Source organism: Microbacterium sp. AISO3, from assembly GCF_002204305.1.
Taxonomy (GTDB): domain Bacteria; phylum Actinomycetota; class Actinomycetes; order Actinomycetales; family Microbacteriaceae; genus Microbacterium; species Microbacterium arborescens.
On sequence record NZ_NHRF01000002.1, the window covers coordinates 348,442 to 374,638 of the forward strand.

Annotated in this window: 27 protein-coding genes and 1 riboswitch; of the genes, 17 read left to right on the top strand and 10 right to left on the bottom strand. The window is 71.0% G+C overall.

Going from position 1 to position 26,197, the window contains the following annotated elements:
• Genes CBF90_RS04450 through CBF90_RS04460 form a run of 3 tightly spaced genes read left to right on the top strand, consistent with a single transcriptional unit; the run spans position 1 to position 2,705 of the window.
• Positions 1-1,365: a M20/M25/M40 family metallo-hydrolase gene (locus CBF90_RS04450; protein ID WP_088379997.1), complete on the top strand. Its 1,365-nt coding sequence runs from the start codon at positions 1-3 to the stop codon at positions 1,363-1,365.
• Positions 1,362-1,910, top strand: coding sequence for an Lrp/AsnC family transcriptional regulator (locus CBF90_RS04455; protein ID WP_023950488.1), 549 nt, complete (start codon positions 1,362-1,364; stop codon positions 1,908-1,910). The genes CBF90_RS04450 and CBF90_RS04455 overlap by 4 nt, the downstream gene beginning before the upstream one ends.
• Before the next feature lie 48 nt (positions 1,911-1,958).
• Positions 1,959-2,705, top strand: coding sequence for a CPBP family intramembrane glutamic endopeptidase (locus tag CBF90_RS04460; protein WP_237049178.1), 747 nt, complete (start codon positions 1,959-1,961; stop codon positions 2,703-2,705).
• 98 nt (positions 2,706-2,803) lie between these two features.
• Here CBF90_RS04460 and gcvP read toward each other — a convergent pair whose 3' ends face one another.
• From gcvP to CBF90_RS04480, 4 genes are all read right to left on the bottom strand, one after another.
• Positions 2,804-5,680, bottom strand: a complete 2,877-nt coding sequence (gene gcvP, locus CBF90_RS04465) for an aminomethyl-transferring glycine dehydrogenase (RefSeq protein ID WP_088379998.1) — start codon at positions 5,678-5,680, stop codon at positions 2,804-2,806.
• A complete protein-coding gene (gcvH, locus tag CBF90_RS04470; RefSeq protein ID WP_023950482.1) occupies positions 5,677-6,060 on the bottom strand; it encodes a glycine cleavage system protein GcvH in 384 nt (127 codons plus the stop codon). Before gcvH ends, gcvP begins: the two co-directional genes overlap by 4 nt.
• Positions 6,057-7,169, bottom strand: coding sequence for a glycine cleavage system aminomethyltransferase GcvT (gene gcvT / locus CBF90_RS04475; RefSeq protein ID WP_088379999.1), 1,113 nt, complete (start codon positions 7,167-7,169; stop codon positions 6,057-6,059). The genes gcvH and gcvT overlap by 4 nt, the downstream gene beginning before the upstream one ends.
• Positions 7,170-7,309: 140 nt before the next feature.
• Positions 7,310-7,401: riboswitch (glycine riboswitch) on the bottom strand.
• Between the two features lie 78 nt (positions 7,402-7,479).
• On the bottom strand, positions 7,480-8,652 hold the full coding sequence (locus tag CBF90_RS04480; protein WP_088380000.1) for a MarP family serine protease: 1,173 nt from the start codon (positions 8,650-8,652) through the stop codon (positions 7,480-7,482).
• Between the two features lie 109 nt (positions 8,653-8,761).
• On the opposite strand from CBF90_RS04480, the gene CBF90_RS04485 reads away from it, so the two are divergent.
• The 7 genes from CBF90_RS04485 to CBF90_RS04515 all read left to right on the top strand — a co-directional run bounded on the left by CBF90_RS04485 (position 8,762) and on the right by CBF90_RS04515 (position 16,945).
• On the top strand, positions 8,762-9,457 hold the full coding sequence (locus CBF90_RS04485; RefSeq protein WP_036304565.1) for an NUDIX domain-containing protein: 696 nt from the start codon (positions 8,762-8,764) through the stop codon (positions 9,455-9,457).
• A 10-nt stretch (positions 9,458-9,467) separates the two neighbouring features.
• Positions 9,468-10,781: a quinolinate synthase NadA gene (gene nadA / locus CBF90_RS04490; RefSeq protein WP_088380001.1), complete on the top strand. Its 1,314-nt coding sequence runs from the start codon at positions 9,468-9,470 to the stop codon at positions 10,779-10,781.
• Positions 10,778-12,352, top strand: coding sequence for an L-aspartate oxidase (gene nadB, locus CBF90_RS04495; RefSeq protein ID WP_277921428.1), 1,575 nt, complete (start codon positions 10,778-10,780; stop codon positions 12,350-12,352). The genes nadA and nadB overlap by 4 nt, the downstream gene beginning before the upstream one ends.
• Positions 12,352-13,209, top strand: a complete 858-nt coding sequence (gene nadC / locus CBF90_RS04500; protein WP_088380060.1) for a carboxylating nicotinate-nucleotide diphosphorylase — start codon at positions 12,352-12,354, stop codon at positions 13,207-13,209. The genes nadB and nadC overlap by 1 nt, the downstream gene beginning before the upstream one ends.
• Positions 13,209-14,339, top strand: coding sequence for a cysteine desulfurase family protein (locus CBF90_RS04505; RefSeq protein ID WP_064956503.1), 1,131 nt, complete (start codon positions 13,209-13,211; stop codon positions 14,337-14,339). Before nadC ends, CBF90_RS04505 begins: the two co-directional genes overlap by 1 nt.
• The gene (locus tag CBF90_RS04510) at positions 14,336-15,292 is read left to right on the top strand and encodes a glycosyltransferase family 2 protein (RefSeq protein WP_088380002.1); all 957 of its coding nucleotides are present in this window, start codon (positions 14,336-14,338) and stop codon (positions 15,290-15,292) included. The genes CBF90_RS04505 and CBF90_RS04510 overlap by 4 nt, the downstream gene beginning before the upstream one ends.
• Positions 15,293-15,436: 144 nt before the next feature.
• Positions 15,437-16,945, top strand: a complete 1,509-nt coding sequence (locus CBF90_RS04515; protein WP_023950464.1) for a DHA2 family efflux MFS transporter permease subunit — start codon at positions 15,437-15,439, stop codon at positions 16,943-16,945.
• An 87-nt stretch (positions 16,946-17,032) separates the two neighbouring features.
• Here the strand turns inward: CBF90_RS04515 and CBF90_RS18870 are convergent, their stop codons facing one another.
• Positions 17,033-17,158 carry a hypothetical protein gene (locus tag CBF90_RS18870; protein ID WP_256977771.1) on the bottom strand — a complete coding sequence of 42 codons (126 nt, stop codon included), beginning with the start codon at positions 17,156-17,158 and terminating at the stop codon, positions 17,033-17,035.
• An 89-nt stretch (positions 17,159-17,247) separates the two neighbouring features.
• On the opposite strand from CBF90_RS18870, the gene CBF90_RS04520 reads away from it, so the two are divergent.
• The gene (locus CBF90_RS04520) at positions 17,248-17,796 is read left to right on the top strand and encodes a type 1 glutamine amidotransferase domain-containing protein (protein WP_088380003.1); all 549 of its coding nucleotides are present in this window, start codon (positions 17,248-17,250) and stop codon (positions 17,794-17,796) included.
• Between the two features lie 47 nt (positions 17,797-17,843).
• Here CBF90_RS04520 and CBF90_RS04525 read toward each other — a convergent pair whose 3' ends face one another.
• Positions 17,844-18,758, bottom strand: coding sequence for an alcohol dehydrogenase catalytic domain-containing protein (locus tag CBF90_RS04525; protein ID WP_088380004.1), 915 nt, complete (start codon positions 18,756-18,758; stop codon positions 17,844-17,846).
• A gap of 167 nt (positions 18,759-18,925) precedes the next feature.
• Between CBF90_RS04525 and CBF90_RS04530 the strand changes: the two genes are divergently transcribed.
• Positions 18,926-19,321: a hypothetical protein gene (locus tag CBF90_RS04530; RefSeq protein ID WP_064956500.1), complete on the top strand. Its 396-nt coding sequence runs from the start codon at positions 18,926-18,928 to the stop codon at positions 19,319-19,321.
• A gap of 4 nt (positions 19,322-19,325) precedes the next feature.
• Positions 19,326-19,685, top strand: coding sequence for a hypothetical protein (locus CBF90_RS04535; protein WP_242435582.1), 360 nt, complete (start codon positions 19,326-19,328; stop codon positions 19,683-19,685).
• A 27-nt stretch (positions 19,686-19,712) separates the two neighbouring features.
• Here the strand turns inward: CBF90_RS04535 and CBF90_RS04540 are convergent, their stop codons facing one another.
• Positions 19,713-19,973: a hypothetical protein gene (locus CBF90_RS04540; RefSeq protein WP_064956499.1), complete on the bottom strand. Its 261-nt coding sequence runs from the start codon at positions 19,971-19,973 to the stop codon at positions 19,713-19,715.
• Positions 19,974-20,163: 190 nt separating this feature from the next.
• Between CBF90_RS04540 and CBF90_RS04545 the strand changes: the two genes are divergently transcribed.
• On the top strand, positions 20,164-20,523 hold the full coding sequence (locus CBF90_RS04545) for a hypothetical protein (protein WP_088380005.1): 360 nt from the start codon (positions 20,164-20,166) through the stop codon (positions 20,521-20,523).
• A gap of 66 nt (positions 20,524-20,589) precedes the next feature.
• The gene (locus tag CBF90_RS04550) at positions 20,590-21,630 is read left to right on the top strand and encodes a zinc-dependent alcohol dehydrogenase family protein (RefSeq protein ID WP_088380006.1); all 1,041 of its coding nucleotides are present in this window, start codon (positions 20,590-20,592) and stop codon (positions 21,628-21,630) included.
• Between the two features lie 108 nt (positions 21,631-21,738).
• Here the strand turns inward: CBF90_RS04550 and CBF90_RS04555 are convergent, their stop codons facing one another.
• The 3 genes from CBF90_RS04555 to ychF all read right to left on the bottom strand — a co-directional run bounded on the left by CBF90_RS04555 (position 21,739) and on the right by ychF (position 23,742).
• Complete coding sequence (locus CBF90_RS04555) at positions 21,739-22,278, bottom strand: Dps family protein (protein WP_023950448.1); 540 nt, start codon at positions 22,276-22,278, stop codon at positions 21,739-21,741.
• Between the two features lie 126 nt (positions 22,279-22,404).
• On the bottom strand, positions 22,405-22,605 hold the full coding sequence (locus CBF90_RS18175; protein ID WP_141097129.1) for a hypothetical protein: 201 nt from the start codon (positions 22,603-22,605) through the stop codon (positions 22,405-22,407).
• A 63-nt stretch (positions 22,606-22,668) separates the two neighbouring features.
• Positions 22,669-23,742, bottom strand: coding sequence for a redox-regulated ATPase YchF (gene ychF / locus CBF90_RS04560; protein WP_064956497.1), 1,074 nt, complete (start codon positions 23,740-23,742; stop codon positions 22,669-22,671).
• Between the two features lie 109 nt (positions 23,743-23,851).
• Here ychF and CBF90_RS04565 point away from each other — a divergent pair, with 109 nt between their 5' ends.
• Positions 23,852-24,448: an exonuclease domain-containing protein gene (locus tag CBF90_RS04565; protein WP_023950440.1), complete on the top strand. Its 597-nt coding sequence runs from the start codon at positions 23,852-23,854 to the stop codon at positions 24,446-24,448.
• A gap of 73 nt (positions 24,449-24,521) precedes the next feature.
• A complete protein-coding gene (locus CBF90_RS04570) occupies positions 24,522-25,961 on the top strand; it encodes an HNH endonuclease signature motif containing protein (protein WP_242435583.1) in 1,440 nt (479 codons plus the stop codon).
• Positions 25,962-26,197: the final 236 nt, after the last annotated feature.

Consider the following 26,197-nt stretch of genomic DNA (forward strand, 5'->3'; position numbering starts at 1 on the left):
ATGGCGCGCGACGCCCGGATCGACGACCGCGCCGACGAGATCGTCGCGAGCTGGCGGGAACTGTGCCGGTTCCCGACAGTCGCCGGTCGCCTCGACGCGATCGCAGCGGCCGCCGACTGGATCGAGGAGCGCCTCGCGCCGCTGATGGACCGCGTCGTGCGCTACGACATCCCCGGTTATGGTCCCGTCGTGGTCGGTTTCCGAGCCGGAGCGAGCGATGCGTCGCTGCTGCTGTACAACCACTACGACGTTCAGCCCGAGGGCGATCCGTCGCGCTGGACCTCGCCGCCGTACGCCGCCGAGATCCGGGACGGTGCGATGTACGCGCGCGGCGCGTGCGACGACAAGGCCGACGTGGCGGGCCGTCTCGCCTCGCTTCGCCTCTGGATCGAGGACCACGACGGGCGGACTCCGTTCGGCGTCATCTACCTCGCGGACCCGTGCGAGGAGATCGGCAGCCCGGGCCTGGACGCGGTCCTCGCCGCGCACGCGGCCGAGCTGCGGGCCGACGCGTGCCTGTGGGAGAGCTACCTCCGCGAGGAAGACGGGCGCCCCGCCGTCGGGTTCGGATGCCGGGGCTCGCTCGAGATCGAGCTGTCGCTCGACATCCTCGCCGCGGCGCAGCATCCGTCGTACTCCTCGATCCTGCGCTCCGCACCGCTCGAGCTGATGGGGGCGATCTCGTCGATGCGCACCGACGACGGCCGGATCGCCGTCGCCGGTGTGCGGGATGAGGCTCTCGTCCCCGACGAGCGCGCACGTCGCCGCACGGCGGACATCACCCTGCCCGGACCCTCGATCGCGCGTGACGGCGTGTCGCCCTATCTGCCGGGGACGGACGCGGAGCTCTCGACGCGGTTCGTCTTCGAGCCGTCGGTGAGTCTCTCCGGGTTCGACCTCGACGAGGGCGTGCGGCAGAGCATTCCGGCGTCGGCGTCCGCACGCGTGCGCTTCGGGCTCGTCCCCGGGATGCAGCCGGAGCGCGTGGTGGATGCCGTCCGCGCCCACCTCGCCGCACGGCATCCGGACATCTCGGTATCCGTCATCCGCGCCCTCGCGCCCGCGTACTCTCCGGTCGAGTCCGCCTTCGGCGAGGCCGTCGTGCGCGCCGCCGGGCATGCCTTCGGCGCCGACGCGGTCGTCTACGACGTGATGACGGGAGCGGGTCCCGGCGCCCTGTTCCTCGAGTACCTCGGAGCCCCCATCATCTCCCCCACCGGTACCCTGCGACCGGCCGGGAACATGCACGGCTACGATGAGCACGGCTACGTCGAAGACTTCCTCGACCACGTCCAGTTCACCCTCGACGTCCTCCGAGAGCTCGAACGCAGCGGCTTCGCCGACACACCCCGGGGAGGGGCATGACGACCGATCCAGCGCACCTGCGCTCGCTGCTCGAACCCGAGCGCGAGGTCCTCGAGATCGACGACGTCGATCGGCGGATCCTGCATCGCCTGCACGAGGACGCCCGTGCGTCGATGCGCAGCATCGCGGCGGACGTCGGGATGTCGGCTCCGGCTGTCGCAGAGCGCATCGCGCGGATGGAACGCGGGCACGTCATCCGCCGGCACACGATCGAGCTCGACTGGGCGGCGCTGGGATATCCGATGCTCGTCGTGATGCCGTTACGGCTGACCGGGAACGCCGACGCCGCGGCGGTGCTGACCGCGCTGAAGGCGATCGACGCCATGACGGAGGTCATCGTCCTCGCCGCTGGTTACGACCTGATGGCGCGGTTCCGTGTTCGCGACCATGCCGATCTGCAGCGCCTGCTCGTCGAGCAGGTCTGGCCGATCCCGGGCATCGACCGCGTCGAGACCATGCTCGCCATCGGCCGCCTCGCCGATCCCGAGCCGCTGCAGCACGTCCTGGCGACCGAGACCCCCGCGCGCAAACGCCGCCGCCCATGAGCCGCCGTCCCCCGGCTTAACATCGACCCGGGAGGAAGAATGACGCACGTGTCACGGACCCGGCTGTGGTGGGAGATCGCCCTCGTTCTGGCGCTCTCGGTCGGCCGGTCGGCGTTCTTCTCGGTGCTGTCGTTCCTCGAGGCGGTGACCAGCCCGGTGAGCCTCGGTGACCAGTCGACCTCGCTCAATCCCGGTGCAGCGACCGTCGACCCGTGGCAGGTGGTGTCGCAGGTCTTCTCGAACCTCTTCAACCTCGCGCCCGTCGCGTTGGCGATCTACTTCCTCTGGGAGCCGGGCCGCTCGGCGCTGCGCCGGATCGGCCTCGACTTCCGGCTGTTCGGAAAGGATGCCGGCACCGGCATCCTGCTCGTCGTCATCATCGGTGTTCCGGGCCTCGGGCTGTACGCACTCGGACGGGCACTGGGGATCACCGTCCAGGTGGGGGCCGCGCCGCTCGACGGCGGGTGGACGGCCATCCTGCTCCTCGCCCTCGCGGCGCTGCGGGCCGGCCTCACCGAAGAGGTCATCTTCATCGGCTACCTGTTCGACCGGCTGCGCCGGCTCGGCTGGAGCACCTGGACGATCATTCTGTCCACGGCGGCGCTTCGCGGCGCCTATCACGCGTACCAGGGCGTCGGTCCGATCTTCGGGAACATCGCTATGGGCGTGGTCTTCGGATGGGTCTATCACCGCTGGGGCCGAGTGATGCCGCTCGTCATCGCGCACGTCGTGATCGACCTCATCGCGTTCATCGGCTATCCGCTCGCCGCGGCGTGGTGGCCCGGACTCTTCTGACCCTCTGGTGGCATCGAGAACGTACCCCGCCGTCGAGCACACACGTTAGACGATGAGTGCTCGACGGGACGGTGCGCTCTCGCGAAGCGGACGGCCGTTCATGCGAAGGCCTCCGGCGGCGGGCAGGCGCACACGAGGTTGCGGTCGCCGTAGGCCTGGTCGATCCGGCGCACGGGCGGCCAGTACTTTCCGCGGACGAGGGACCGCACGGGATACACCGCCTCTTCGCGCGAGTAGGCATGCGCCCACTCCGACGCCACGACCGCCTCAGCCGTGTGCGGAGCGCTCACCAGCGGATTGTCGTCGGCGGGCCACTCCCCTGCAGCCACCCGGTCGGCCTCGGCGCGGATCGCGACCATCGCCTCGATGAAACGGTCGATCTCGGCGAGATCCTCCGACTCCGTCGGTTCGACCATGAGTGTTCCCGCCACCGGGAACGACATCGTCGGCGCGTGGAAGCCGTAGTCGATCAGTCGCTTCGCGACGTCGTCCACGGTGATGCCGGTGCGCTCGCGCAGCGGACGGAGATCCAGGATGCACTCGTGCGCGACGAGACCTCCTTCGCCCGCGTAGAGCACCGGGTAGTGCTCGCGGAGCCGCACCGCGACGTAGTTCGCCGCGAGGACAGCCGCGCCGGTCGCATCGCGCAGGCCGCGCGCGCCCAGCATGCGCACGTACGCCCAGGAGATCGGGAGGATGGACGCCGAACCGTAGGGCGCCGCCGACACCGGACCACCCTCGAACACGAAGCCGCCGGCGTGCTCCGCGCGCTGCGCGAACGGATGCGACGGCAGGAATGCCGCGAGGTGCGCCTTGGCCGCCACGGGACCGACACCCGGTCCGCCGCCGCCGTGCGGGATGGCGAACGTCTTGTGCAGGTTGAGGTGCGAGACGTCGCCGCCGAGGTCGCCGAAGCGGGCGTAGCCGAGCAGCGCATTGAGGTTCGCACCGTCGACGTAGACCTGCCCGCCCGCCGCGTGCACCGCCTCGGTGATGGCGAGCACCTCGTGCTCGTAGACGCCGTGGGTGGACGGGTAGGTGATCATGAGGGCCGACAGGGTCTCCGCATGCTGCGCGATCTTCGCGCGCAGGTCGTCGAGATCGACGTTGCCGGCCTCGTCGCAGGCCACCACGACGACGCGCATCCCGGCGAGCACGGCGGATGCCGCATTCGTGCCGTGCGCCGACGACGGGATGAGGCAGACGGTGCGGTCGTCGTCGCCGCGTGACCGGTGGTAGCCGCGGATCGCGAGGAGCCCGGCGAGCTCGCCCTGCGAGCCGGCGTTGGGCTGCAGCGACACGGTGTCGTAGCCCGTGACCTCGGCGAGCCAGGCCTCGAGCTGCTCGACGAGGTCGAGGTACCCGCGCACGTCGTCGGCGGGCGCGAACGGATGCACCCGTGCGAACTCCGGCCAGGTCACCGCGGCCATCTCGGTCGCGGCATTGAGCTTCATCGTGCACGACCCGAGCGGGATCATGCCGCGGTCGAGCGCGTAGTCGCGATCGGCGAGGCGCTTGAGGTAGCGCATCATCGCCGTCTCGGAGTGGTGGCTGTTGAAGACCGGATGCGTGAGGTACTCGTCCTCGCGCAGCAGCCCCGGCAGGGCGTGCCGCTCCGGCCACGCCCGGCCGGCGACGAAGGCGAACGCGCGTTGGTCGGGCCCACCGAACGCCTGCGCGATCCGGTGCAGGTCGGTCGTGGTCGTCGTCTCGTCGACCGAGACGCCGACCGTGTCGCCGTCGCGGAGCCACAGCTGGTAGCCGAGCTCGCGCGCGGCCGCGACGACCGCGCCGGCCCGACCCGGGACCCGGACGGTCAGGGTGTCGAAGAAGTACCGGTGCGCGACCTCTGCGCCGGCCTCCGTCAGCCACTCGGCGAGCAGCGCCGCGTGGCCGGCCGCCGCCTGAGCGATGCCCCGCAGCCCGTCCGGCCCGTGGTAGACGGCGTACATCGATGCCATCACGGCGAGCAGCACCTGCGCGGTGCAGATGTTCGACGTGGCCTTCTCGCGCCGGATGTGCTGCTCGCGAGTCTGGAGCGACAGCCGGTACGCCGGGTCGCCCGCGGCGTCGACCGAGACGCCCACGAGGCGCCCGGGCAGCTGCCGCTCGAGACCGGAGCGCACCGCCATGTACCCGGCGTGCGGGCCGCCGAAGCCCATCGGTACGCCGAAACGCTGCGTCGTGCCGACGGCCACATCCGCACCGAGCGAACCGGGTGATCGCAGCAGGGTCAGCGCGAGCAGATCCGCGGCGACGACGACGAGACCGCCGGCGGCCTGCACCTCGCCGATGACCGTGCTGGGGTCCCACACCCGGCCGGACGCGCCGGGGTACTGCACGAACGCCCCGAACACCGGCTCGTCGGACGGGCGCGGGGCGGCGTCGGCGAAGTCGATCTCGCGCAGTTCGATCCCGAGCGCCTCGGCGCGATGTCCGAGCAGCGCCTTCGTCTGCGGCAGCGCATCGGCGTCGACGAGGAACACGTTGCTCCGCGACTTCGACGCCCGACGAGCCACGAGCATGCCCTCGACGACGGCCGTGGCCTCATCGAGCATCGACGCGTTCGCCGTCGCGAGCCCGGTCAGGTCGGTGACCATCGTCTGGAAGTTGATGAGCGCCTCCAGACGGCCCTGCGAGATCTCCGGCTGGTACGGCGTATATGCGGTGTACCAGGAAGGGTTCTCGAGGACGTTGCGCTGGATGACGGCGGGCGTGAAGGTGTCGTAGTACCCGAGGCCGATCATGGACCGCGCCGGACGGTTGCGCGACGCCATCGCCCGCAGCTCCGCGAGTGCCTCGTGCTCGGGCACCGCCGCCGGGATGACGCTGTCGGAGATCGCACCCACCTGAATGGCTGCCGGTACGGCTCGCGCGAGCAGCGCGTCGACGTCGGGATAGCCGAGCGCGTCGAGCATCCGCTGCTGGGCGGCGCCGTCGGTGCCGATATGACGGGCGGCGAAAGCGGAGGTCATCGCTCTCCGCCGGTGAGCTCGACGTACGCGGCGCGGTCGAGCAGCGCGTCGGCATCGGCTGGCTCGATCTCGATGCGAACGAGCCAGCCGTCGCCGAACGGTCCGGCGTTGACGAGCGAGGGATCGTCGACGACGGCCTCGTTGATGTCGACGACTGTTCCGCTGAGCGGGGCGTAGAGCTCGCCGACGGATTTCGTCGACTCGATCTCGCCGCAGACGGTGTCGGCGGTCACGGCCGTGCCGACGGCCGGGAGATCGACGAACACGACGTCACCGAGCTTCTCCGCGGCGTAATCGGTGATGCCGACGGTCGCGGTGGTGCCCGAGAGGGCGACCCACTCGTGCTCGGCGGTGTACTTCAGGGCGTCGAGATCGGTCATTTCTTCCTCCGGTAGAACGGCAGCGTGGTGACGGTGGCGGGAATGCGGGTGCCGCGGACATCGAGACCGAGCTCGGTACCCGGTGCGGTGTGTTCGGGTGCGACGTAAGCCATGGCGATGGGATGCCCGAGGGTCGGGCTCAGGGCGCCGCTCGTGACCTCGCCGACGCGCTCGCCGTCGGGGCCGAGGACGGCGTAGCCCGCACGGCCGGCGCGGCGGCCCTCCGAGACGAGACCGACGAGCACGGGCGCCGACGTCGACGCGCGGGCGGCCAGGCCCTCGCGCCCCACGAAGGCACCCTTGTCGGCGGCGACCACGCGGCCGAGGCCCGCCTGTGCGGGAGCGACGTCGAGCGACAGCTCGTGTCCGTAGAGCGGCATCCCGGCCTCGAGCCGAAGCGTGTCGCGCGAGGCGAGTCCCGCGGGGGCGAGCCCGAGCGGCGCCCCGGCCGCGAGCAGGGCGTCCCAGAGGGCTTCGGCCGCACCGGCCGGAATCATCAGCTCGAACCCGTCTTCGCCGGTGTACCCGGTGCGCGCCAGGAGCAGGGGCTCGCCTGCGAACTCGCCCGCCGTCCACGCGTAGTAGCGCGTGTCCGCGAGTGCGAGTCCGGGCGTCGTGAGACCCGGGGTGGCCTCGAGCACGGCCAGCGCGGCGGGGCCCTGGACGGCGAGGAGGGCGTAGTCGTCGGTGAGATCGCGGACCTCGGCATCCCAGCCTTCGGCCCGCTCCTGCAGCGCGGCCCACACCGCCGCGCGGTTGCCGGCGTTCGCGATGATCAGGAAGCGCTCGCCGCCGAGGCGGTAGACGATGACGTCGTCGATGATGCCGCCGTCGTCGGCGAGGACGAGCGAGTACTTCGCCTTCCCGACGCGCATCGTCGAGATCGCCCCGGCGAGTGCCGCGTCGAGGCATTCGCCGGCGACCGACCCGGTCACCTCGAACTCGGCCATGTGCGAGATGTCGAACAGTCCGGCGGCGGTGCGCACGGCGTGGTGCTCGGCCAGGTCGGACGTGTAGCGGACGGGCATGAGCCAGCCGCCGAAGTCGGTGAACGACGCGCCGAGGGCAGCGTGACGATGGTGCAGGACGGTGGAGCGGGGATCTGACATGAGTTCTCCCGTTGCGGGCGGGCGGCTGCCACGGCTGCGGCATCCGGAACTCCCCCTCTGTCTTGGGCCTGAGAGTTTCACCGGGCGAACCCGGCTTTCACCGTCGGCGGATCCCCGAGAGGATCGCTTTCCAGAGCGGCCGGACGCGCGCGGTACGCGGACCTGAGAGATTGGCGGGGAGGCTTGCTCCTTCGGTGCCCGGATTGCTCCGGGGCTCTCCCGCGTGCGTCATGCGGCCTGTCTTCAGTTGCGCGATCAGCATAGCGTCACCGCTCGCGAGAACGCGCAGGCGGTGAGCACCGCCCGCCGGTCAGCGGGTGCAGCTCCCGGCGCGCACGGCGGGAGCATCCGCCGAGACGCCCGCGAGCACGGGCAGCAACTCCGTCGTCGTCATCGCGTATCCGCGTCGCTCGTCATCCGCACCGCGCGCGAACACGACTCCGGCCACGTCACCGGCGTCGGTCAGCAGCGGCCCGCCTGAGTTGCCGGGCCTGACATCGGCATCGAGCGCGTAGATCTCGCGGGGCGTGCTCGACTGGTCGTAGATGTCGGGGACCGGCGCCGAGCCGACCGACAGAACGAAGGCGGCACCGCTCGTGAACGGGCCACCGAGCGGATAGCCCTGGACGGCGACGGCTGCGCCGGCCGCGACCGGCGGGACGACCGGCAGCGGTGTCGCCCCCAGATCGGACACGGCGATGACGGCGAGATCGTCTACCGGGTCGAAGTAGACGATGCGCCCCTCGCGCGCGTCGCGGCCGGGGAGCTCGACGACGGGCGTGTCGACGCCCGCCACGACGTGCGCGTTGGTCACGATGAGGTCGTCGGCGGCGACGAAGCCCGAACCGGTCATCGACACGCCGCAGGCGTAGGCGGTGCCGCTGATGCGGGCGACGGATGCCGCGGCACGCTGCAGCTCGGGGTCGTCGAGCGCGACCGCGGGGGCGGTCGGCTCCACCTCGGGGCGCAGCAGCTCGCCGATGCGCGGGATCCCCTCGTCGATGACGAACCCGCGCACCTCGGCGAGCGCGGTGTCGACCGGGTCGGGGGTGAGGCCGTCGATGAAGGAGAGCACGCGCGACGAGGCCACGGCTGTGGCGACGAGCGGCATGCCGCTCGCCGTGACCGCGCCGGCGCCGAGCAGGAGGACGAGACCGCCCGCGATCGTCGCACCACCGGCCCCGAGGATGCGGTCGAGGACACGAAGCTTGGCCCGGTCGACCCCGCGGCGCAGGGCGGCCCCGATCGCCGTGCCGAGCGCGGTGCACAGGACGATGATCGCGATGGCGCACACCGCGAGCACGAGCGATCGGTACTCCCAGTCGGCGACACCGGGCGCGATGAGGGGAACGGCCCAGACGGCGAGGAGCGAGCCGATCACGAGCCCGGCGAGCGATCCCGCGATCGCGACGAGGCCTCGCGTGACGCCGATGGCGAAGAAGCCGACGAGGAGGATCACGACGATGACGTCGACCAGCAGCACAGGACCTCCTCGGGAACGGCTGACAGCGTACGTGCTCCCGCTGTGAGTCCCCCGGTTTGCCGTTCGTGTCGCCATGACTATAAGATCGTTGCGTACAGTTAGGGTCACAATGACACGAAGTAACGGCGAGGCCGCCCACGACGACATCCGAGTCGCCGTGTCGACGGTCATCTTCAGCCTCCGACACGGTGGCGAGGATCTCCCGTCCGTCGTCCTCCCCCTCGTTCGCCGCACGCGCGACCCCCACGCCGGGCAGTGGGCTCTTCCCGGCGGATGGCTCGACGTGTCGGAGAACCTCGAGGCCGCGGCATCCCGGACCCTCGCCGAGACGACGGCGCTGACCCCGAGTTATCTCGAGCAGCTCTACGTCTTCGGCGACGTCGGACGCTCCCCCTCGCGGGTCGTGTCGATCGTCTATTGGGCGCTCGTGCGCGAAGACGTCGCGTCGACACCGCTTCCCGAGGACGAGAACGTCGCCTGGTTCGACACGGCCGACCTGCCGGAGCTGGCGTTCGACCACCGCAGCATCATCGAGTACGCGCTGTGGCGGCTGCGCAACAAGGTGGGTTACAGCCGTATCGCGCACGGGCTGCTCCCCGATCTGTTCACCCTCGCCGAGCTTCGCGAGGTCTACGAGGCCATCGGCGGTAAGCGTCTCGACCCGGCCAACTTCCGCCGTCAGGTCGAGGGGTCGGGCACCCTCATCCCGACACGCGAGTTCCGCACCGGCAGCCACCGGCCCGCCCGCCTGTACCGCTACAACCACGATGTCGAGCTCGCCGACCGCGGCCCGCTCCCCCGATGAAGGAACGCGCATGACCACATCTCCGCTCACACTGTCGCCGCGACCCATCGACCCGAGTGTCGACCACGGCATCCAGGCGATCGTCGCCGGGGCGTCGACCGCCCAGACGTGCACCACCGATCTCGCCGCGGGACCCTGGAGCTTCGACACGCGGCCCGGGTACGGCCCGGGATCGTCGATGGGCGACGTCATCCCGGCGGGAGCGCCGCGCCAGGGCGAGCTCCCCGAGTACTACCGGACTGCCGACGAGGCCGAGCTGCACGACCGGATCGCCGACGCGAAGGCCGCCCTCGGCGACCGCGTCGTCGTGCTGGGGCACTTCTACCAGCGGGAGGAGGTGGTTCGGCATGCCGACTACGTGGGCGACTCGTTCCAGCTCGCGGAGGCCGCGAAGGCTCACCCCGAAGCGGAGGCCATCGTCTTCTGCGGGGTGCATTTCATGGCGGAGACCGCCGATCTCCTGTCGCAGCGCGAGCAGGCCGTCATCCTGCCGAACCTCGCCGCGGGGTGCTCGATGGCCGACATGGCCTCGATCGACGAGGTCGAGGAGTGCTGGGAGCAGCTCGCGGAGATCTACGGCGCCCTCGACGAGCCCGATGCCGAGGGACTGCTTCCGGTGATCCCGGTCACGTACATGAACTCGTCCGCGGCCATCAAGGGCTTCGTCGGCCGCAACGGCGGCATCGTGTGCACCTCATCGAACGCGCGCGCGGTGCTCGAGTGGGCATTCGCCCGGGGGCGGCGCGTCCTCTTCTTCCCCGACCAGCACCTGGGCCGCAACACGGCGAAGGCGATGGGGGTCGCCCTCGACCGGATGCCGATGTGGAACCCTCGGCGGCCGCTCGGAGGCAACGACGAAGCGTCCGTGCGAGACGCACGGGTCATCCTCTGGCACGGGTTCTGCTCGGTCCACCGCCGCTTCACCGTCGATCAGATCGAGCGCGCCCGCGCCGAACACCCCGGCGTCCGCGTCATCGTCCACCCCGAGTGCCCGATGCCGGTCGTGGACGCCGCAGACGAGGCGGGCTCGACGGAGTACATCCGCCGCGCGATCGACGGCGCGACCGAGCCCTCGGTCTTCGCGGTCGGCACCGAGATCAACCTGGTCCAGCGGCTCGCCGCGCAGTACCCGCAGCACCGCATCTTCTGCCTCGACCCCGTGGTGTGCCCGTGCTCGACGATGTACCGGATCCATCCCGGCTACCTCGCGTGGGTCCTCGACGAGCTGCGCGCGGGGCGGACGCCCAACCGCATCCAGGTCTCCGACGACGTCGCGGTTCCCGCGCGCGCCGCGCTCGAACGGATGCTGGCGGCTCGGCCGTGACCCGCCGGGTCGTCGTCGTGGGCTCGGGCCTCGCCGGCGGGATGTGCGCCCTGCGAGCGGCCGGCACCGGCTGCGAGGTCGTACTGGTCACGAAGGGGTCCCTCGGCGAGGGAAGCACCGCCTACGCGCAAGGCGGCATCGCCGCGGTGACCGCCGTGGGCGACTCCGTGCTCGCCCACGTCGACGACACTCTGCGCGCCGGGGCGGGCCTCGGCGAGCGCGACGCCGTGCGCGTGCTCGCGTCCGCGGGTCCGGACGCCGTCGGGGCGCTCGAGGCGATCGGGGTCGCGTTCGATCGCGACGACAGCGGAGCGCTGCGCCTCGGACTCGAGGGAGCCCACCGGGTTCCGCGCATCCTGCACGCCGGCGGCGACGCAACCGGCGACGCGATCCAGCGGGCGCTGAACCGGGCGCTGAACGCAGCACCCGTCGACATCCGCACCGATTCGTTCGTCACCGACCTCGTGGTCGAGGACGGGGCGGTGCGCGGGGTGCGTGTCCTCTCGGGTGAACGCACCGACACGCTGACGGCGGATGCGGTGGTCCTCGCCACCGGCGGGGCGGGCCAGCTGTACGCGCATACGACCAATCCAGCCGTCGCGACGGCCGACGGGGTCGCCCTCGCCCTACGCGCCGGAGCGACCGTCGCGGACCTGGAGTTCGTGCAGTTCCACCCCACCGCACTGACGGACGGGACGCTGGTGTCCGAAGCCGTGCGCGGCGAGGGCGCCGTCCTCGTCGACGAGCGCGGGCACCGCTTCTGCGTCGAGGCGCATCCCGACGCGGAGCTCGCTCCACGAGACGTCGTGGCGCGCGCGATCGCGAGCGCGATGGCCCGTCAGGAGGGGCGGCCGGTGCTGCTCGATGCCACCAGGCTCCGCGAGACGCCGTCGGCGACGGCGGCCTTCCTGGCGGCCCGCTTCCCGACGATCGATGCGGCCGTACGAGCGCGCGGGTGGGACTGGGCGCGGCATCCGGTTCCCGTCACTCCGGCCGCGCATTACCTGATGGGCGGCGTCGCGACGGATCTCGACGGCCGGACCGACCTCGACGGCCTGTTCGCGGTCGGCGAGGTCGCGCGCACCGGCGTGCACGGAGCCAATCGGCTGGCGTCGAACTCGCTGCTCGAGGCCGTCGTGTTCGGCACGCGCGCGGCCGACGCGATCACCGGTGCCGCGCGACGGACGGCTCCCGTCTGGCCGGGCGGTGCGCAGTCGACTCGAACGCCGGCGGCCGCGTCGGCGGTCCCCCGGCGGACCCCGACGAGCGAACCGTTCAGCCGCGAGGCACTGCAGACGCTGATGTGGGAGCACGTCGGCCTGCAGCGCGATGCCGCCGGACTCGGCCTCGCGCTCGGCGCTCTCGACGCGTGGACGCAAGCCGCAGCGCCACCCCGCTCGCGCCGCGAGCACGAGGACGCCAACCTGCTGCTGGTGGCCCGCGCGCTCACCGCGGCCGCTCTCGGACGGCCTCGGTCGCTCGGCGCCCACCACCGTCGCGACGACGCATCTGCCGCCCCGTTCGTCGACACCGCCCTCACGTCCGCCGTCCTGCCCGAGAAGGTCGCATGATGCTCACCGCCCGTCAGATCGCCTCCGTCGTCGGCCCCGCCCTCGACGAGGACGCCCCCTGGGGCGATCTCACCAGCAGCTCGTTCATCCCCGCCTCCGCACGCGCGACAGCCGCGCTCGTCTCCCGCGTCGACGGCGTCCTCAGCGGTGTGTCGGTGTTCGCGGCCGCCTTCGCACTCACCGACCCGGGGTGCGAGGTCGTCATCGACGTTCCCGACGGTGCGCGCATCCGCCCCGGCGACACGCTGGCGACGGTGCGCGGGCCGGCTCGCGCGGTGCTGACCGCCGAACGGGTGGGCCTGAACCTCGCCCAGCGGATGTCCGGGATCGCCACGCTCACACGCCGCTATGTCGACGCGGTCGCGGGCACCCGGGCGCGGATCACCGACACGCGCAAGACCACTCCGGGGCTCCGCGCGCTCGAGCGGCAGGCCGTCCGGGACGGCGGCGGCCACAACCACCGGTTCTCCCTCTCGGATGCCGTCATGCTCAAGGACAACCACCTCGGCGTCATCACCGCCGACGGCACCGGACTGACCGAAGCGCTGCAGCGGGCGATGGCTCGACTTCCCCACACCACCCACGTCGAGGTGGAGGTCGATCGGGTCGACCAGATCGAGCCCGTGCTCGCGGCGGGCGTCGACACGATCATGCTCGACAACTTCTCGCTCGATGACCTGCGCCGCGGTGTCGCGCTCGTCGGCGGTCGCGCGAGCGTCGAGGCGTCGGGCGGGGTCTCCCTCGAGAGCGTGCACGCGATCGCCGAGACCGGTGTCGACATCATCTCGGTCGGAGCGCTCACGCATTCCGCACCCGCCCTCGACCTCGGCCTCGATCTCATCGTCGACGCGCACTGATGCTGTACCTCGATCACGCCGCGGGCGGTCCGGTGCGCCGTGAAGTGCTCGAGGCGATGGCCCCGTTCCTCACGGGACGATTCGGCAATCCCTCGAGCGTCCACACGGTCGGCGAGGACGTAGCTGGAGCGCTCGAGGACGCCCGCCGCCGCACCGCGACAGTGCTCGGCATGCGCGCGGGTGACATCGTCTTCACCTCCGGCGGCACGGAGGCGAACAACCTCGCGATCGCCGGCATCGCGCTCGGGGCCCGAGGCCGCACCCCCGGCCACATCGTCACGACCGCGGTGGAGCACGACTCGGTGCTCGCCGTCTGCCGTCATCTCGAGCGGATCCACGGATACGAGGTCGACGTCCTTCCCGTCGACGCCGCAGGGCGCGTGACCCCGGATGCCGTCGCGCGGGCCGTGCGCGACGACACCGCCGTCGTGAGCGTCGGCTATGCCAACAACGAGGTCGGCACCGTCCAGGATGTCGCCGAGATCGCACGAGCCCTCCCGTCGGTGCCGCTGCACGTGGATGCCGTCCAGGCCGCCGGCTGGCTGCCGCTCTCCGGCACCGGCGCCTCGGCCCTCTCCATCGCGGGGCACAAGATCGGCGCACCCCAGGGCATCGGTGTCCTCGGCGTGCGCGGCCGGCTTCCGCTCGAACCCGTGCTGCACGGCGGAGGTCAGGAGCGCGGCCGGCGCTCCGGCACGCAGAACGTCGCGGGGGCGGTCGGGCTCGCCGTCGCGCTCGAACTCGCCGAGCGCGAGCGCCACGACGCCGTTGCGCGTGCCACCGCCGCGCGCGACGCGTTCACGGCTCGCGTGCTCGACACCGTCTCCGGCGCGCGCGTCACCGGCGACCCGGATCGGAGGCTTCCCGGCCTCGCCTCCTTCACGTTCGCCGCGACCTCGGGCGAGGCCGTGCTCCTCGAGCTGGAACGGCGCGGGATCGTCACGAGCAGCGGGTCGGCCTGCGCCGCGGGCAGCGACGAGCCCTCGCACGTCCTGACCGCGATGGGCATGCACCCCGACGACGCCCGCACCGCGGTCAGATTCAGCTTCGATCGCACAGCGCCGCCCGATGCGTCGGCGCTCGCCGGAGCCGTGGCCGACGCCGTCTCGGCAGTACGATCGGGGTCGTGAGCCCGCCCGTCGTCACCGTCATCGTCCCCGGCCGCGACGTCGCCCCCTATGCCGAGGAGGCCCTGGAGTCGCTTCGAGCCCAGACCCTCGTCGAGTGGACCGCGATCCTGATCGACGACGGTTCGCGCGACGCGACCGGCGACATCTTCGCCGCGGCGGCGGCATCCGACGAGCGGTTCCGTGTGCGTGCACACGACCGTCCCGTCGGCCTGGGGGCCGCGAGGAACGCCGGGCTCGATCTCGTCGACACTCCGTTTGTCGCCTTCCTCGACGCCGACGACGTCCTGACCGCCTCGGCGCTCCAGCGGTGGGTCAGCACGCTCGACGCATCGGGCTCCGACTTCGTCGCCGGCGCGTACGTCCGGCTGCGACCGACCGACGAGGGCTACGTACCGGGCCCCGTGCAGCCCTGGGTCGCGGCATCCACGCAGCCGGCACGCATGGGGGTCACCCTCGCGGACCATCCGGAGGCCTCGGGCAACATCGTCGCGTGGTCCAAAGCGAGCCGCATCGAGTTCTGGCGTCGTCACCGCCTGCGCTTCCCCGAGAACCGGCTGTACGAGGACCAGCTGGTGGCGCAGCAGATGTACACGCGCGCCCGCGCCTTCGACGTGATCCCCGACGTCGTCGTGCACTGGCGCGAACGCGCCGACGGATCGTCGATCACCCAGCACCGCGCGCAACTGCCGGTGCTGACCGACTATCTCGAGGCGCTGCGATCGGGCCTCGCCGTCCTCGACTCCGCCGATGCCCGCGACGCCGCCGCGGCCCGCGTGCGCCTCGTGCTCGACATGGACGTCCCGCCGCTCGTGCGCATCGCCGCGACCCACCCCGATCCCGAGTACCGCCGCCGGGTGGGCGAGCTGGTCCGTGACTTCCGCGAGCGGGCGCCGGGCCACCGCCCGAGCGACCCGGCGACGACGGACCTCTGGGACATCGCCCGTCTCTGGTGATCCATCATGCGCGTCCGCGCTGATCGCCCCGGGGCGAACGCTGGCGCCGTGTCCGCACCCCCGGGAATAATCGACCCGTCGGGGCGTTGGCCCTGCGGAGTCCGCCCTCGGGTGACGACCGATCTTCCGACCGAGGAGTTGCCCATGGCCGTCGCGCCGTCGTCCACCACAGCATCCACGCCCACCGCGCACCCGGGTGCGCCGACCGTCGTCTCGGCCGAGGCGAACCGGGTCATCTGGCTCCTGCTCGTCGCAGCCTTCGTCGCGATCCTCAACGAGACGACGATGGGCGTCGCGATCCCCCATCTCATCGCCGACTTCCGGATCACGGCCGTGGCGGCGCAATGGCTCACGACCGCGTTCATGCTGACGATGGCCGTCGTCATCCCGATCACCGGCTTCCTGCTGCAACGACTGACCACCCGCGCCGTCTTCACCGCGGCGATGACCCTGTTCTCGACGGGAACGCTCATCGCCGTGCTCGCTCCCGGCTTCGGATTCCTGCTGGTCGCGCGCGTGGTGCAGGCCTCGGGCACGGCGATCATGATGCCCCTGCTCATGACGACGCTGATGACCGTCGTACCGCCGCACGCCCGCGGCCGGATGATGGGACGGGTGAGCATCGTCATGTCGCTCGCCCCGGCGATCGGGCCCACCCTCTCCGGATTCCTCCTCGATACCCTCAGCTGGCGGTGGATCTTCGGCGTCGTCCTTCCCATCGCGCTCGTCTCCCTCGCGATCGGGGTCCGCTGGATCCACAACCTCGGCGAGACCCGACGCGCGCCCCTCGACGTCCTCTCCGTCGTTCTGTCGGCCTTCGGCTTCGGCGGGCTCGTGTTCGGGCTCAGCCAGATCGGCGCCGCGGGACACGGCGGCGGCGATGCCGAGGCCGCGGTCCCGGCGTCGAACCTGCCGCTCATCATCGCTCTGTCGGTCGGCGTGATAGCCCTCGGCGCCTTCGTCTGGCGGCAGATCGCCCTCCAGCGCAGCGATGACGCGCTGCTCGACCTGCGCGTGTTCCGTTCCACGAACTTCTCGCTGTCGGTCGCTCAGCTGGCCGTCATGTCGATGGCCTTCTTCGGCGCCATCACGCTGCTGCCGCTGTACATGCAGAACGTGCTCGGGCTCTCCGCGCTCGAGTCCGGGCTCCTCGTCCTCCCGGGATCGCTCGCGATGGGCATCGCCGGCCCGTTCATCGGGCGCGTCTACGACCGCTGGGGCACGCGCGTGCTCCTCATCCCCGGCGCCGTCATCGTGACCGGCATCCTGTGGAGCTTCACGACCCTCACCGAGAACACGTCGGTGTGGCTGCTGCTGGCGCTGCAGACCACACTCTCGCTGGGCCTGGCGATGTCGTTCACCCCGCTCTTCACCGCATCCCTCGGTTCGCTGCAGCCCCGGTTCTACTCGTACGGCAGTGCGATCGTCTCCACGGTGCAGCAGGTCGCAGGAGCCGCGGGCATCGCACTGCTCATCACCGTCATGTCCGCCGCGGAGGCGGGAGCGCTCGAACCCGGGACGACGGCCGCGGGCGCCGAGGGCGCACGTGCCGCCTTCCTCGTGGCCGCGATCATCGCGTCGCCGCTGATCATCGGAGCCCTTCTCATCCGCAAGCCGGCCGACAGCCCCGAGGGCGCACCCGCCCCGCACTGAGCCGCCGTCCGGCGTCGCCGAACGCGAACGACGAAGCCGCCGGGTGCATCACGCACCGGCGGCTTCGTCATCGCCTCGAAGCGACGTTCAGGAGGTCGAGCAGCATCCCCCGCCGCAGCACGAGCCTGCGTCGTCGTTGGCGGTGATCAGCAGGTTCTTCTCATCGGGAACCGGCTGCAGGGTCTGAGGCTGAGGCGTGGATGCGGTGGACATATCGCCATCGTAACCCCGCAGGGGACCATGCGTCGCTGAGGCTGTCAAGCGCGTCGCAGCGTCCCCCGGCCGAGCGTACCGTCGGATCCATGAGCACTCTCGATGGCAAGAAGATCGCATTCCTGGCAACCGACGGCTTCGAGGACAGCGAGCTGACCTCGCCGTGGCAGGCCGTCTCCGACGCCGGCGCCACCGTCGTCCTCGTCGCTCCGGAATCTGGCGAGATCACCGGCAAGAACGGTCACTCCCAGAAGGTCGACGTGGTCACGTCCGACGCCGAGGCCGATGAATACGACGCGCTCGTCCTCCCCGGCGGCGTCGTCAACGCCGACAACCTCCGACTCGACGCGAACGCCGTCGACTTCACGCGCGCGTTCTTCGAGCAGCACAAGCCCGTCGCCGCCATCTGCCACGCGGCATGGATCCTCGCCGAGGCCGACGTCCTCTCGGGACGCACGCTGACGAGTTTCCCGAGTCTGCGCACCGATCTCGTCAACGCCGGCGCGACCTGGGTCGACGAGGAGGTCGTGGTCGACCAGGGCCTCGTCTCGAGCCGGACGCCCGACGACCTGCCCGCCTTCAACGCGAAGGTCGTCGAAGAGATCGAAGAGGGCGAGCACTCCGGGCAGACCGCCTGAGCCATCCGTCCCGACCGCCGACGCCGCATCCGATCGCCCTCGCGAGCTCATGCTCCGGGGGCGATCGCCACACGGAGGTGACGGCCCGCGCGGGCGAGGTCGATCGCCTCGTCGAGCCGGGCGAAGGGAAGCGGCGCCGACACGAGGTCGGCGAACGGGTAGCGCCGGGTGCCCGGAGCACGCATGAACGCGACCGCCGCCACGAGATCGGCCGGCGTGGGCGCCCCGCCCCGCACGACGAGCTCCCGGGGGTCGGGGCTTGCGGCCATGAAGCGTGCGCTCAGGTCCGTTTCGAGGATGTGCTCGGGCGCCAGCGCGGCCCCGAAGCGCTCGGCCCGGGCCCGGACCCGAGGATCGGCTGAAGCCACCCGTGGCCGGCCACCGCTCGCGGCGATCATCGCCGCGAGCACGAGTGGATCGGCGCCCGTGCCCGCGACCGTCACGAGGAGATCCTCCGGATCGGCGGCCTCTTCCAGACGTCGCATGATCGCGGCCGCCCGCGCGCCCGCGCCGGGAACGGGCGCCAGGATGCAGGCCGGGAGCGCTTCGCCCACGCGGGCGATCGGCGTGCCCTCGACGAGATGCACATGGGTCGCGAAGCCGCCCACGAGCTCGCGGTGCGCGCCGATGCGCTCGTGCGGGCCCACGGCGCTCACGACGCGCTCCCCGAGCTCGAGTGGAATGCCATCCACCGCCGCGACGGTGCCGCCGAGCGCGGCGATCCTGCCGACGAACTCACGACCGAGAACCGTGGGAACCGGGCACTGCTCGTCACCGTCGGTGATGGCGAGGTCGTCCTCGGTGATCGTGACGAGGTCGATGCGCACCAGCACATCTCCCGGTCCCAGCACCACGCCGGGGACGGCGATCGTCTCAGGATCGCGCCCAGGCCCCATCCAGGCGCGGGCCAGCGCAGCAGGACGCAGCAGGACGTCCATCGGTGCTCGGGTCGCCAGTTCCATTCGCGCCCTCTCGCCGGTGGTGACCCCCTCACTGTCGCAAAGGCCACCGTCTGGCGGACGCGGCGGCGCACCCCGTTCCGCGAATGTTCACCGGATGGTGGGCGGACCGCCTCCCCGGGGCCGCGGGTACGCTGGAATCCGGCGCGCGAGTGCCGGAGAGGACCACCATGAGAATCGTCGACTCGGCCGACTGGCGCGATCGCCTCACCTACGAGACGCCCTACCGCGTCGCCGACGTCATGCCGGGTGATCCCGCGCGATGCGCCGCGTGTCCCGCTGATGCCGGCGCGCACGACCGCGACCACCTGTGGGCGGTCAAGCACCGTCACCCGACCAACCACGGCGGCTTCGTCCGGTTCTACTGCGAAGCCCACGTGCCCGAACGCAAGCAGCCCGCCGTCGCCGCGCGCACCGCGCCGGCCCGGCGAGCCGCTCCCCGCACGGCCGCTCCGCGCGCCCCGAAGGCGCCGGCTCCCTCGGATGTCGTGCGGGCGATGTGCCCGGACTGCTTCGTCGAGGTGTCCGCCGCGGGCGAGTGCGGCATCTGCGGCATCCGGATCTGATCGGGTGAACGCGCCGGCCGCCGCGGACTACCCGACCGCACTGTGGTGCCGGTCCCGCCGCGGGTCGGCGCTCTGCACGCGTCCGCGGGGACACGCCGGCCTGCACAATCGCCTGGGCACGTCGCAGATGTGGTCGGACGCTCAAGCAGATCCGCCACTGTGCGCCGGCAGCGGCGAGCCCGCGGAGGCGGCACCCTCGTTGCCCGACGGGTTTCCCTTCGGGCGCGGCATGTGCCCCGTGTGCACCGGATTCGTCGAGCTGACCGACGGTCGTCTGGAACGTCACGATGCCTTCCGCGGAACGACGGATGCCGCCGAGGGCGAGGCGCGGGCGCAGTGGTTCAATACCGTCGGGTGGAACTGACCGCCCGCGCGGCGGAGCGGTGAGCCCTCAGGCGCTCGCCTCGTCGTCTCGCCAGGGCAGGTTGAGGTCCTCGGCCGGCACGTCGACGTCCCCGACGTCGTCAGGACCACCCGTGCCGGGACGAGCCCGCACGAGGTCGTCGTCGACGTCCTCATCGGGGCTGGTCGGCGCCTCGTCCTGCTTCTCGCGGGTCTCGGTGTCGCTCGCCGGGCTGTAGCGCATGTCTTTGCGGACGGCCTCCGGCTCGGAGAGCGGTTCCTGGTCGGTCGCCGGGTCCTGCTGGCTCATCACGTCTCCCTCGCTGTCGGCGCGTCGACTCGACGCTCCCGACCACGGTAGGCAGCGCCGCAGATCGCGTCAGGCGCGTTGACCAGCCGAGAGCATCGTGCGATGATCCCGGCCGACTCGGGCAGTATCCGATGATCACCGTCCGCGCAAGTGCGAGGTGCCGGATGCGGTTACCCGACACAGTGTTGCCATGAGACGAATCACGTACGCGGGCGACACGGTGATCACGACGGATGACGTTGCGGAGGCACTGGTCGAGCTCACCGCCGCCGTGGCCAATTACGGCCGTGCGGAGGCCGTGCGGATTCCGATCGTGCTCGAGCCGAGCGGCCGCGTCGATGAGGCCGAACTCGTGATCGGCGTCGGCAACGACGTGCTGTCCGCCCCCGTCGAGTGGGACGCCGATGAACCGGACTTCTCCGAGGGCGCGGACGATCTGCGCGCGCACGAGAGCTACCCCCGGCGGGCGGAGGGCGCCCACCTCTACGCCGTCGACGACGAGCCTCCCGCCCAGTGGGACCCCGACCTCGAGGGATTCCGCGACGCCTGACCTTTCGCGTCACACTGCCGCCGACCGTGCGGCGCGGGCGCGCTCGATGGCGTAGCGTGGCCGATCGTGCGAGCGATGGTCATGGACAGCATCCGCGGGCCGGTGACGGTTCGCGAGGTGGCCGATCCGAACGTCCCCGCCGATGGCGTGGTGGTGTCGGTGCGCGCCACCGGGCTTTGTCGAAGCGACTGGCACGCCTGGGCAGGTCATGACGACATCGCCCTGCCGCATACCCCGGGACACGAGTTCTCGGGCGTCATCTCCGAGGTCGGTTCCGACGTCGAGGGCTGGCTGGTGGGTGATCGCGTCACGACGCCGTTCGTCATCGGCTGCGGTCGATGCGAGTGGTGCTCCCGCGGCGATGCTCAGGTCTGCCCCCACCAGCAGCAGCCCGGTTTCACCTACGCCGGCTCGTTCGCCGAGCGGGTTATCGTGCCGGCCGCCGACGTCAACCTCGTCGGCATCCCCGACGGCGTCTCGTTCGAAGCTGCGGCGGCGCTCGGATGCCGCTTCGCTACGGCCTACCGCGCGTTGATCGCCCGCGCAGCCCTGAGCGGCGGCGAGTGGATCACCATCGTCGGCGCAGGCGGCGTCGGTCTCAGCGCGGTGATGATCGCGCGGGCTTTGGGCGCGCGCGTCATCGCGGTCGACCGCTCGGACGCCGCTTTGCAGACCGCCTCCGAGGTCGGGGCGGAGCACGTCGTCGCCGCCGACGGGCGCGACGTGCCGGCGATCGTCCACGAGCTGACGGGCGGGGGCAGCCACGTCTCGGTCGATGCGGTGGGCAGCGAGCAGACCGCATCCGATGCGATTCTGAGCCTTCGTCGCCGAGGGCGTCACGTGCAGATCGGGCTGCTGCCCTCGGCATCCGGTCGTAGCGCCGCTCCCCTGGCCCGCGTCATCGCGTGGGAACTCGACCTGCTCGGGAGTCACGGCATGGCGGCGGTGGACTACCCCGGGATGATGGCGCTGATCGGCGACGGCAGCCTGCGCCCGCAGGACCTCGTGCAGCGGGTGGTCGGGCTGGAGGAAGGTGCCCGATTGCTGCCCGAAATGGACAGTGCGCCCGCCGCGGGCATGACGATGATCGACCCGCGGCTGGTCTGAACTGCGGGAGACGCGAAGACCCCGCCCGGACGCGGTGGTCATGGGGCGGGGTCTTCGGGGCGGGTCTCCCCGGCCGCGGCTCGGCGCTTGGCCGACCCTGGGGCTCTGTCAGCCCTGCGGCTTGCGGTTCTCGGCGCTGACCATCCAGGCGAGCTGCTCGAGGCGCTCGAGGATCGAGTGCAGGATGTCGGCGGTCGTGGGGTCTTCCTCGTCGACCTCGTCGTGCACGTCGCGGCAGGTTCCGATCGTCGCCTCCAGGCGCTCGGTGATGAGGTCGATGACCTCGGCGGTGTCGATCTCGCCCTGCGGGAACTCCGGCAGCGTCGTCGTCTCGGCGACAGTGTCGCTGCGGCCGTCCGGCAGGGCGTGGAGCGCACGCATGCGCTCGGCGACCGTGTCGGCGAACTCGCGCGCGGCATCGATGATCTCGTCGAGCTGCAGGTGGGTGTCGCGGAAGTTGCGTCCGACGACGTTCCAGTGCGCCTGCTTGCCCTGAAGCGACAGCTCGATGAGGTCGACGAGCACCTTCTGGGTGTTCTCGCTGAGCTTCTGCGAAGCGCGGAAGCCGCTCTCGGCGTTCTGCTCGTTCGTCAGACCGGCGCCGGCGGCGCGGCGCTTGTTACGCGTGGTGGTGGTGTTCGTGGCCATAGTGTTGCCTCCTCGAGTCGAGATGACATCCACGCTAGGCAGGGTCGCAGCGCGGTGCCCACCGGTTGATGGAACGTGCGGGGGCTGGTAACGGGGTGGGGTTGGTCTGCACCGCGTTGTCGTCCGTCAGGTGTCGGAATCGGCCTCGCTCTGCCGCATCTGCTGTCGCACGATCAAGACGAAGCTCGAGATCATGCTCGACACGAAGACGATGAACCCCGCGATTCGCCAGCCTCCGTCCGCAACGAACGCGAAAGGCATCGAAACGCCCCACAGCGCGAGGGCGACGATCAGCATGACGAGTGGTCGGCGCGGCCATCGGTTCATGGGCCGATGCTCTCAGCCCCTAGGTCGAACCGCTACAGATGTTTTCCGATCCGGGAGTACGGCCTAAACGTTGAAGCGGAACTCCACGACGTCGCCGTCCTGCATGACGTAGTCCTTGCCCTCCAGGCGCGCCTTGCCCTTCGCGCGAGCCTCGGCGACCGAGCCGGTCGCGACGAGGTCCTCGAACGAGATGACCTCGGCCTTGATGAAGCCCTTCTCGAAGTCGGTGTGGATCACGCCGGCGGCCTGCGGGGCCTTCCAGCCCTTGCCGATCGTCCAGGCGCGCGCTTCCTTCGGGCCCGCGGTGAGGTAGGTCTGCAGGCCCAGCGTGTCGAACCCGATGCGCGCGAGCTGGTCGAGGCCCGACTCGTCCTGACCGGTCGACGCGAGCAGCTCGGCGGCTTCCTCGGGGTCGAGGTCGATGAGCTCCGACTCGATCTTCGCGTCGAGGAACACCGCCTGCGCGGGCGCGACGAGAGCGGCGAGTTCCGCCTTGCGCGCGTCATCGGTGAGAACGGCCTCGTCGACGTTGAAGACGAAGATGAAGGGCTTGGCCGTCAGCAGACCGAGCTCCTTGATGGGCGCGAGGTCGATGCTCGATCCCGAGAGCAACTCGCCACGCTGCAGGGCGTCCTGCGCAGCCTTTGCGGCCTCGAGCACGGAGGGGTCGAGCTTCTTGCCGCGAACCTCCTTCTCGTAGCGGGTGATCGCCTTCTCGAGGGTCTGGAGATCGGCGAGCTGCAGCTCGGCGTTGATCGTCTCCATGTCGTTCTGCGGGTTCACGGCACCCTCGACGTGCACGACGTCGTCGTCGGCGAAGCCGCGGACGACCTGCGCGATCGCGTCGGCCTCGCGGATGTTCGCGAGGAACTGGTTGCCCAGCCCCTCACCCTCCGACGCACCGCGCACGATGCCGGCGATGTCGACGAACGACACCGCGGCGGGAAGGATGCGCTCGGAGTGGAAGATCTCGGCCAGCACCTTCAGGCGCGGGTCGGGGAGGTTCACCACGCCGACGTTCGGCTCGATCGTCGCGAACGGGTAGTTAGCCGCGAGAACCTGATTCTTGGTCAGGGCGTTGAAGAGGGTCGACTTGCCGACGTTGGGCAGTCCTACGATTCCGATGGTGAGAGCCACGGGCATCCAGTCTACGTGGCCCGCCGGCATCGCCTCCGACCGATCCGGATCGCCCGGCTCGGCGGCGCGCCTCCCTTCCCGCGCTCCGAACGCGGGTGACGCTTGTGCCGTGGCACTGGACTTCACCGCGATCGACTTCGAGACGGCGAACTCCTCCAGTGCATCCGCGTGCTCGGTCGGACTCGTCCGCGTCCGCGACGGCGAGGTCGTCGCATCCGACGGCTGGCTGATCCGGCCGCCCTCCGGCCACGACCGCTTCTTCGACATCAACGTGTCCATCCACGGGATCACCGCCGACGCGGTGGAGCATGCCCCCGGTTGGGTCGCGCAGCTCCCCCGCCTTCTCGACTTCATCGGTGACGACGTGCTCGTCGCCCACAACGCGGGTTTCGACATGGCGGTGCTGCGTCGAGCCTGCGAGGCGACGGATGCCGCACTCCCCGCGATCCGCTCGGTGTGCAGCGTGCAGCTGGCACGAAAGACGTACCAGCTCGATTCCTACCGGCTGCCGCTCGTGGCCGCTGCTGTCGGGTTCCTCGACTTCGCGCACCACGACGCCCTGGCGGACGCACTCGCGTGCGCACACATCACCATCGACGCGGCTCGTCGGGCCGGCGCGCACGATCTCGTCGAACTCGCGATGCTTCTGGGGGTGCGCGTGCCCGAGCACGAGCCGATCGGGGCTTCGCTGCTCAGCCCGGCCTGACGGAGTCGCTGGTCGTTCGCGGGCCTGTGGAAGGTTCCGGCGCGATGTCGGAGGCCCGTGACATGATTCGAACATGCATTCGAATCGCGGAGTCGTCAGCGGGATGGGCAGCGACGGTGACGTCGACGTCCTCGCTCAGCTGGTCGCGGATGCCGAGGGGGTTTCGGATGCCGCGCGGGCGGTGCAGATTCGTGAGGTTCGGGTGCTCGCGGCGGCTGGTGCGCTGGCCGAGAAGCAGGCCACCGGCGCATCGGAAAAGATCAAGGCGCGAGAGATGGCGCTTCGCGGGATCGCCGCCGAGCTGGCTGGGGTGTTCGTGGCGACCGACCGAACCCTGCAGCGGCGGATCGATGAGGCACGAGATCTGGAGGAGAACTACCCGGTGACGATGGGGGCCTGGGAAGCCGGACGCATAGTCCGGGGGCACGTGCGGGTCATCCAGGAGGTCGGGTGCCTGGTACCCGCGGAGGAGCGGGCAGAGTTCGAACGCGTCGCGATCGAGCGGTGCGAGGGCGAGACCCCGAACCGGGTGCGGGACGCGTTGCGGATGATCGCGGAACGGATGCACCCGCGGACGTTCACCGAGCGGCACGAGGAGGCCGTCGCGGGGCGGTGCGTGCGAGTGCAGGCCACCTCGGATGGGATGTCCGATCTCATCGCGACCCTGCCGACCGTGATCGCGGATGGCATCGTCGATCGGCTGACCCGGCAGGCACGGGAGATCATCAACGTGCGGCAGCAGGCCGACGCGGCGGGCGTTGACGCCAGCGCGGCTGGCGCTCGAGCCGACGCGCTCGACGCTCGAGCCGACGCGCGAGCCGACGCCGACGGTGGCACGCCCGACGCCAACACGACCACCCGCGACGGGTCGTCGTTCATCGACGATGCCCGAACGATCGACCAGGTCCGCGCCGACGTGCTCAGCGACCTCCTCCTCGCCGGCACACCCGCCCTCGACCCCACCGCGACCGGCGACGGCGACGGAACCCTCGGAGCCATCCGCGCGCACGTGCAGGTCGCCGTATCCGCGCTCACGCTCATGGGACAAGACGACGGGCCGGCCGACCTCGCGGGCCGCTCCCCCATCGACGCGAACACTGCACGCGAACTCGCCGGAAACGCGACCTCCTGGGACCGGTTGCTCACCCACCCGGTCACCGGAACCGTCCTCGAGTGCGACAGCTACCGGCCGACCGCCGCCATGGTGCGACTGCTGCGGGCCCGCGACCGGCACTGCCGATTCCCCGGATGCCGGCAACCGGCGATCCGCTGCGAGCTCGACCACACAATCGCTGCCTCCGACGGCGGTGCGACGCACGTGTGCAACCTCGCCAACCTTTGCAAGAGACACCACGACGTCAAACACCACACCCGCTGGCGAGTCCGACAGCTTCCGGGCGGGCGGCTCGTCTGGACCTCACCCATCGGACGGATCTACCGGGAAGACGCACCACCGCCCCTCGTCGCCTTCACGACCACAGACCCACCCGGACCGGGGCTCCCACCGTTCTGACGAGTTCGCCGTTCGATTGGCGCTGGTCGTGGGTTCGGCGTGCACGGCCGCGGGTTCAGCCTGCGCTTACTCGTGTACTCGCGTACCCGGCTCGCCGCTTCGCCGGTACCGGTCCCCGATTCAGCGCGCGCAGACCGACCCGACCCCGGCTGCCACGGTTCTGATGAATCCAGCGTTCGGTCGGCGCTGGTCGCCGGCTCAGCGCGGCCGATTGGTGGCTCCGTGTCAGCGCCGCG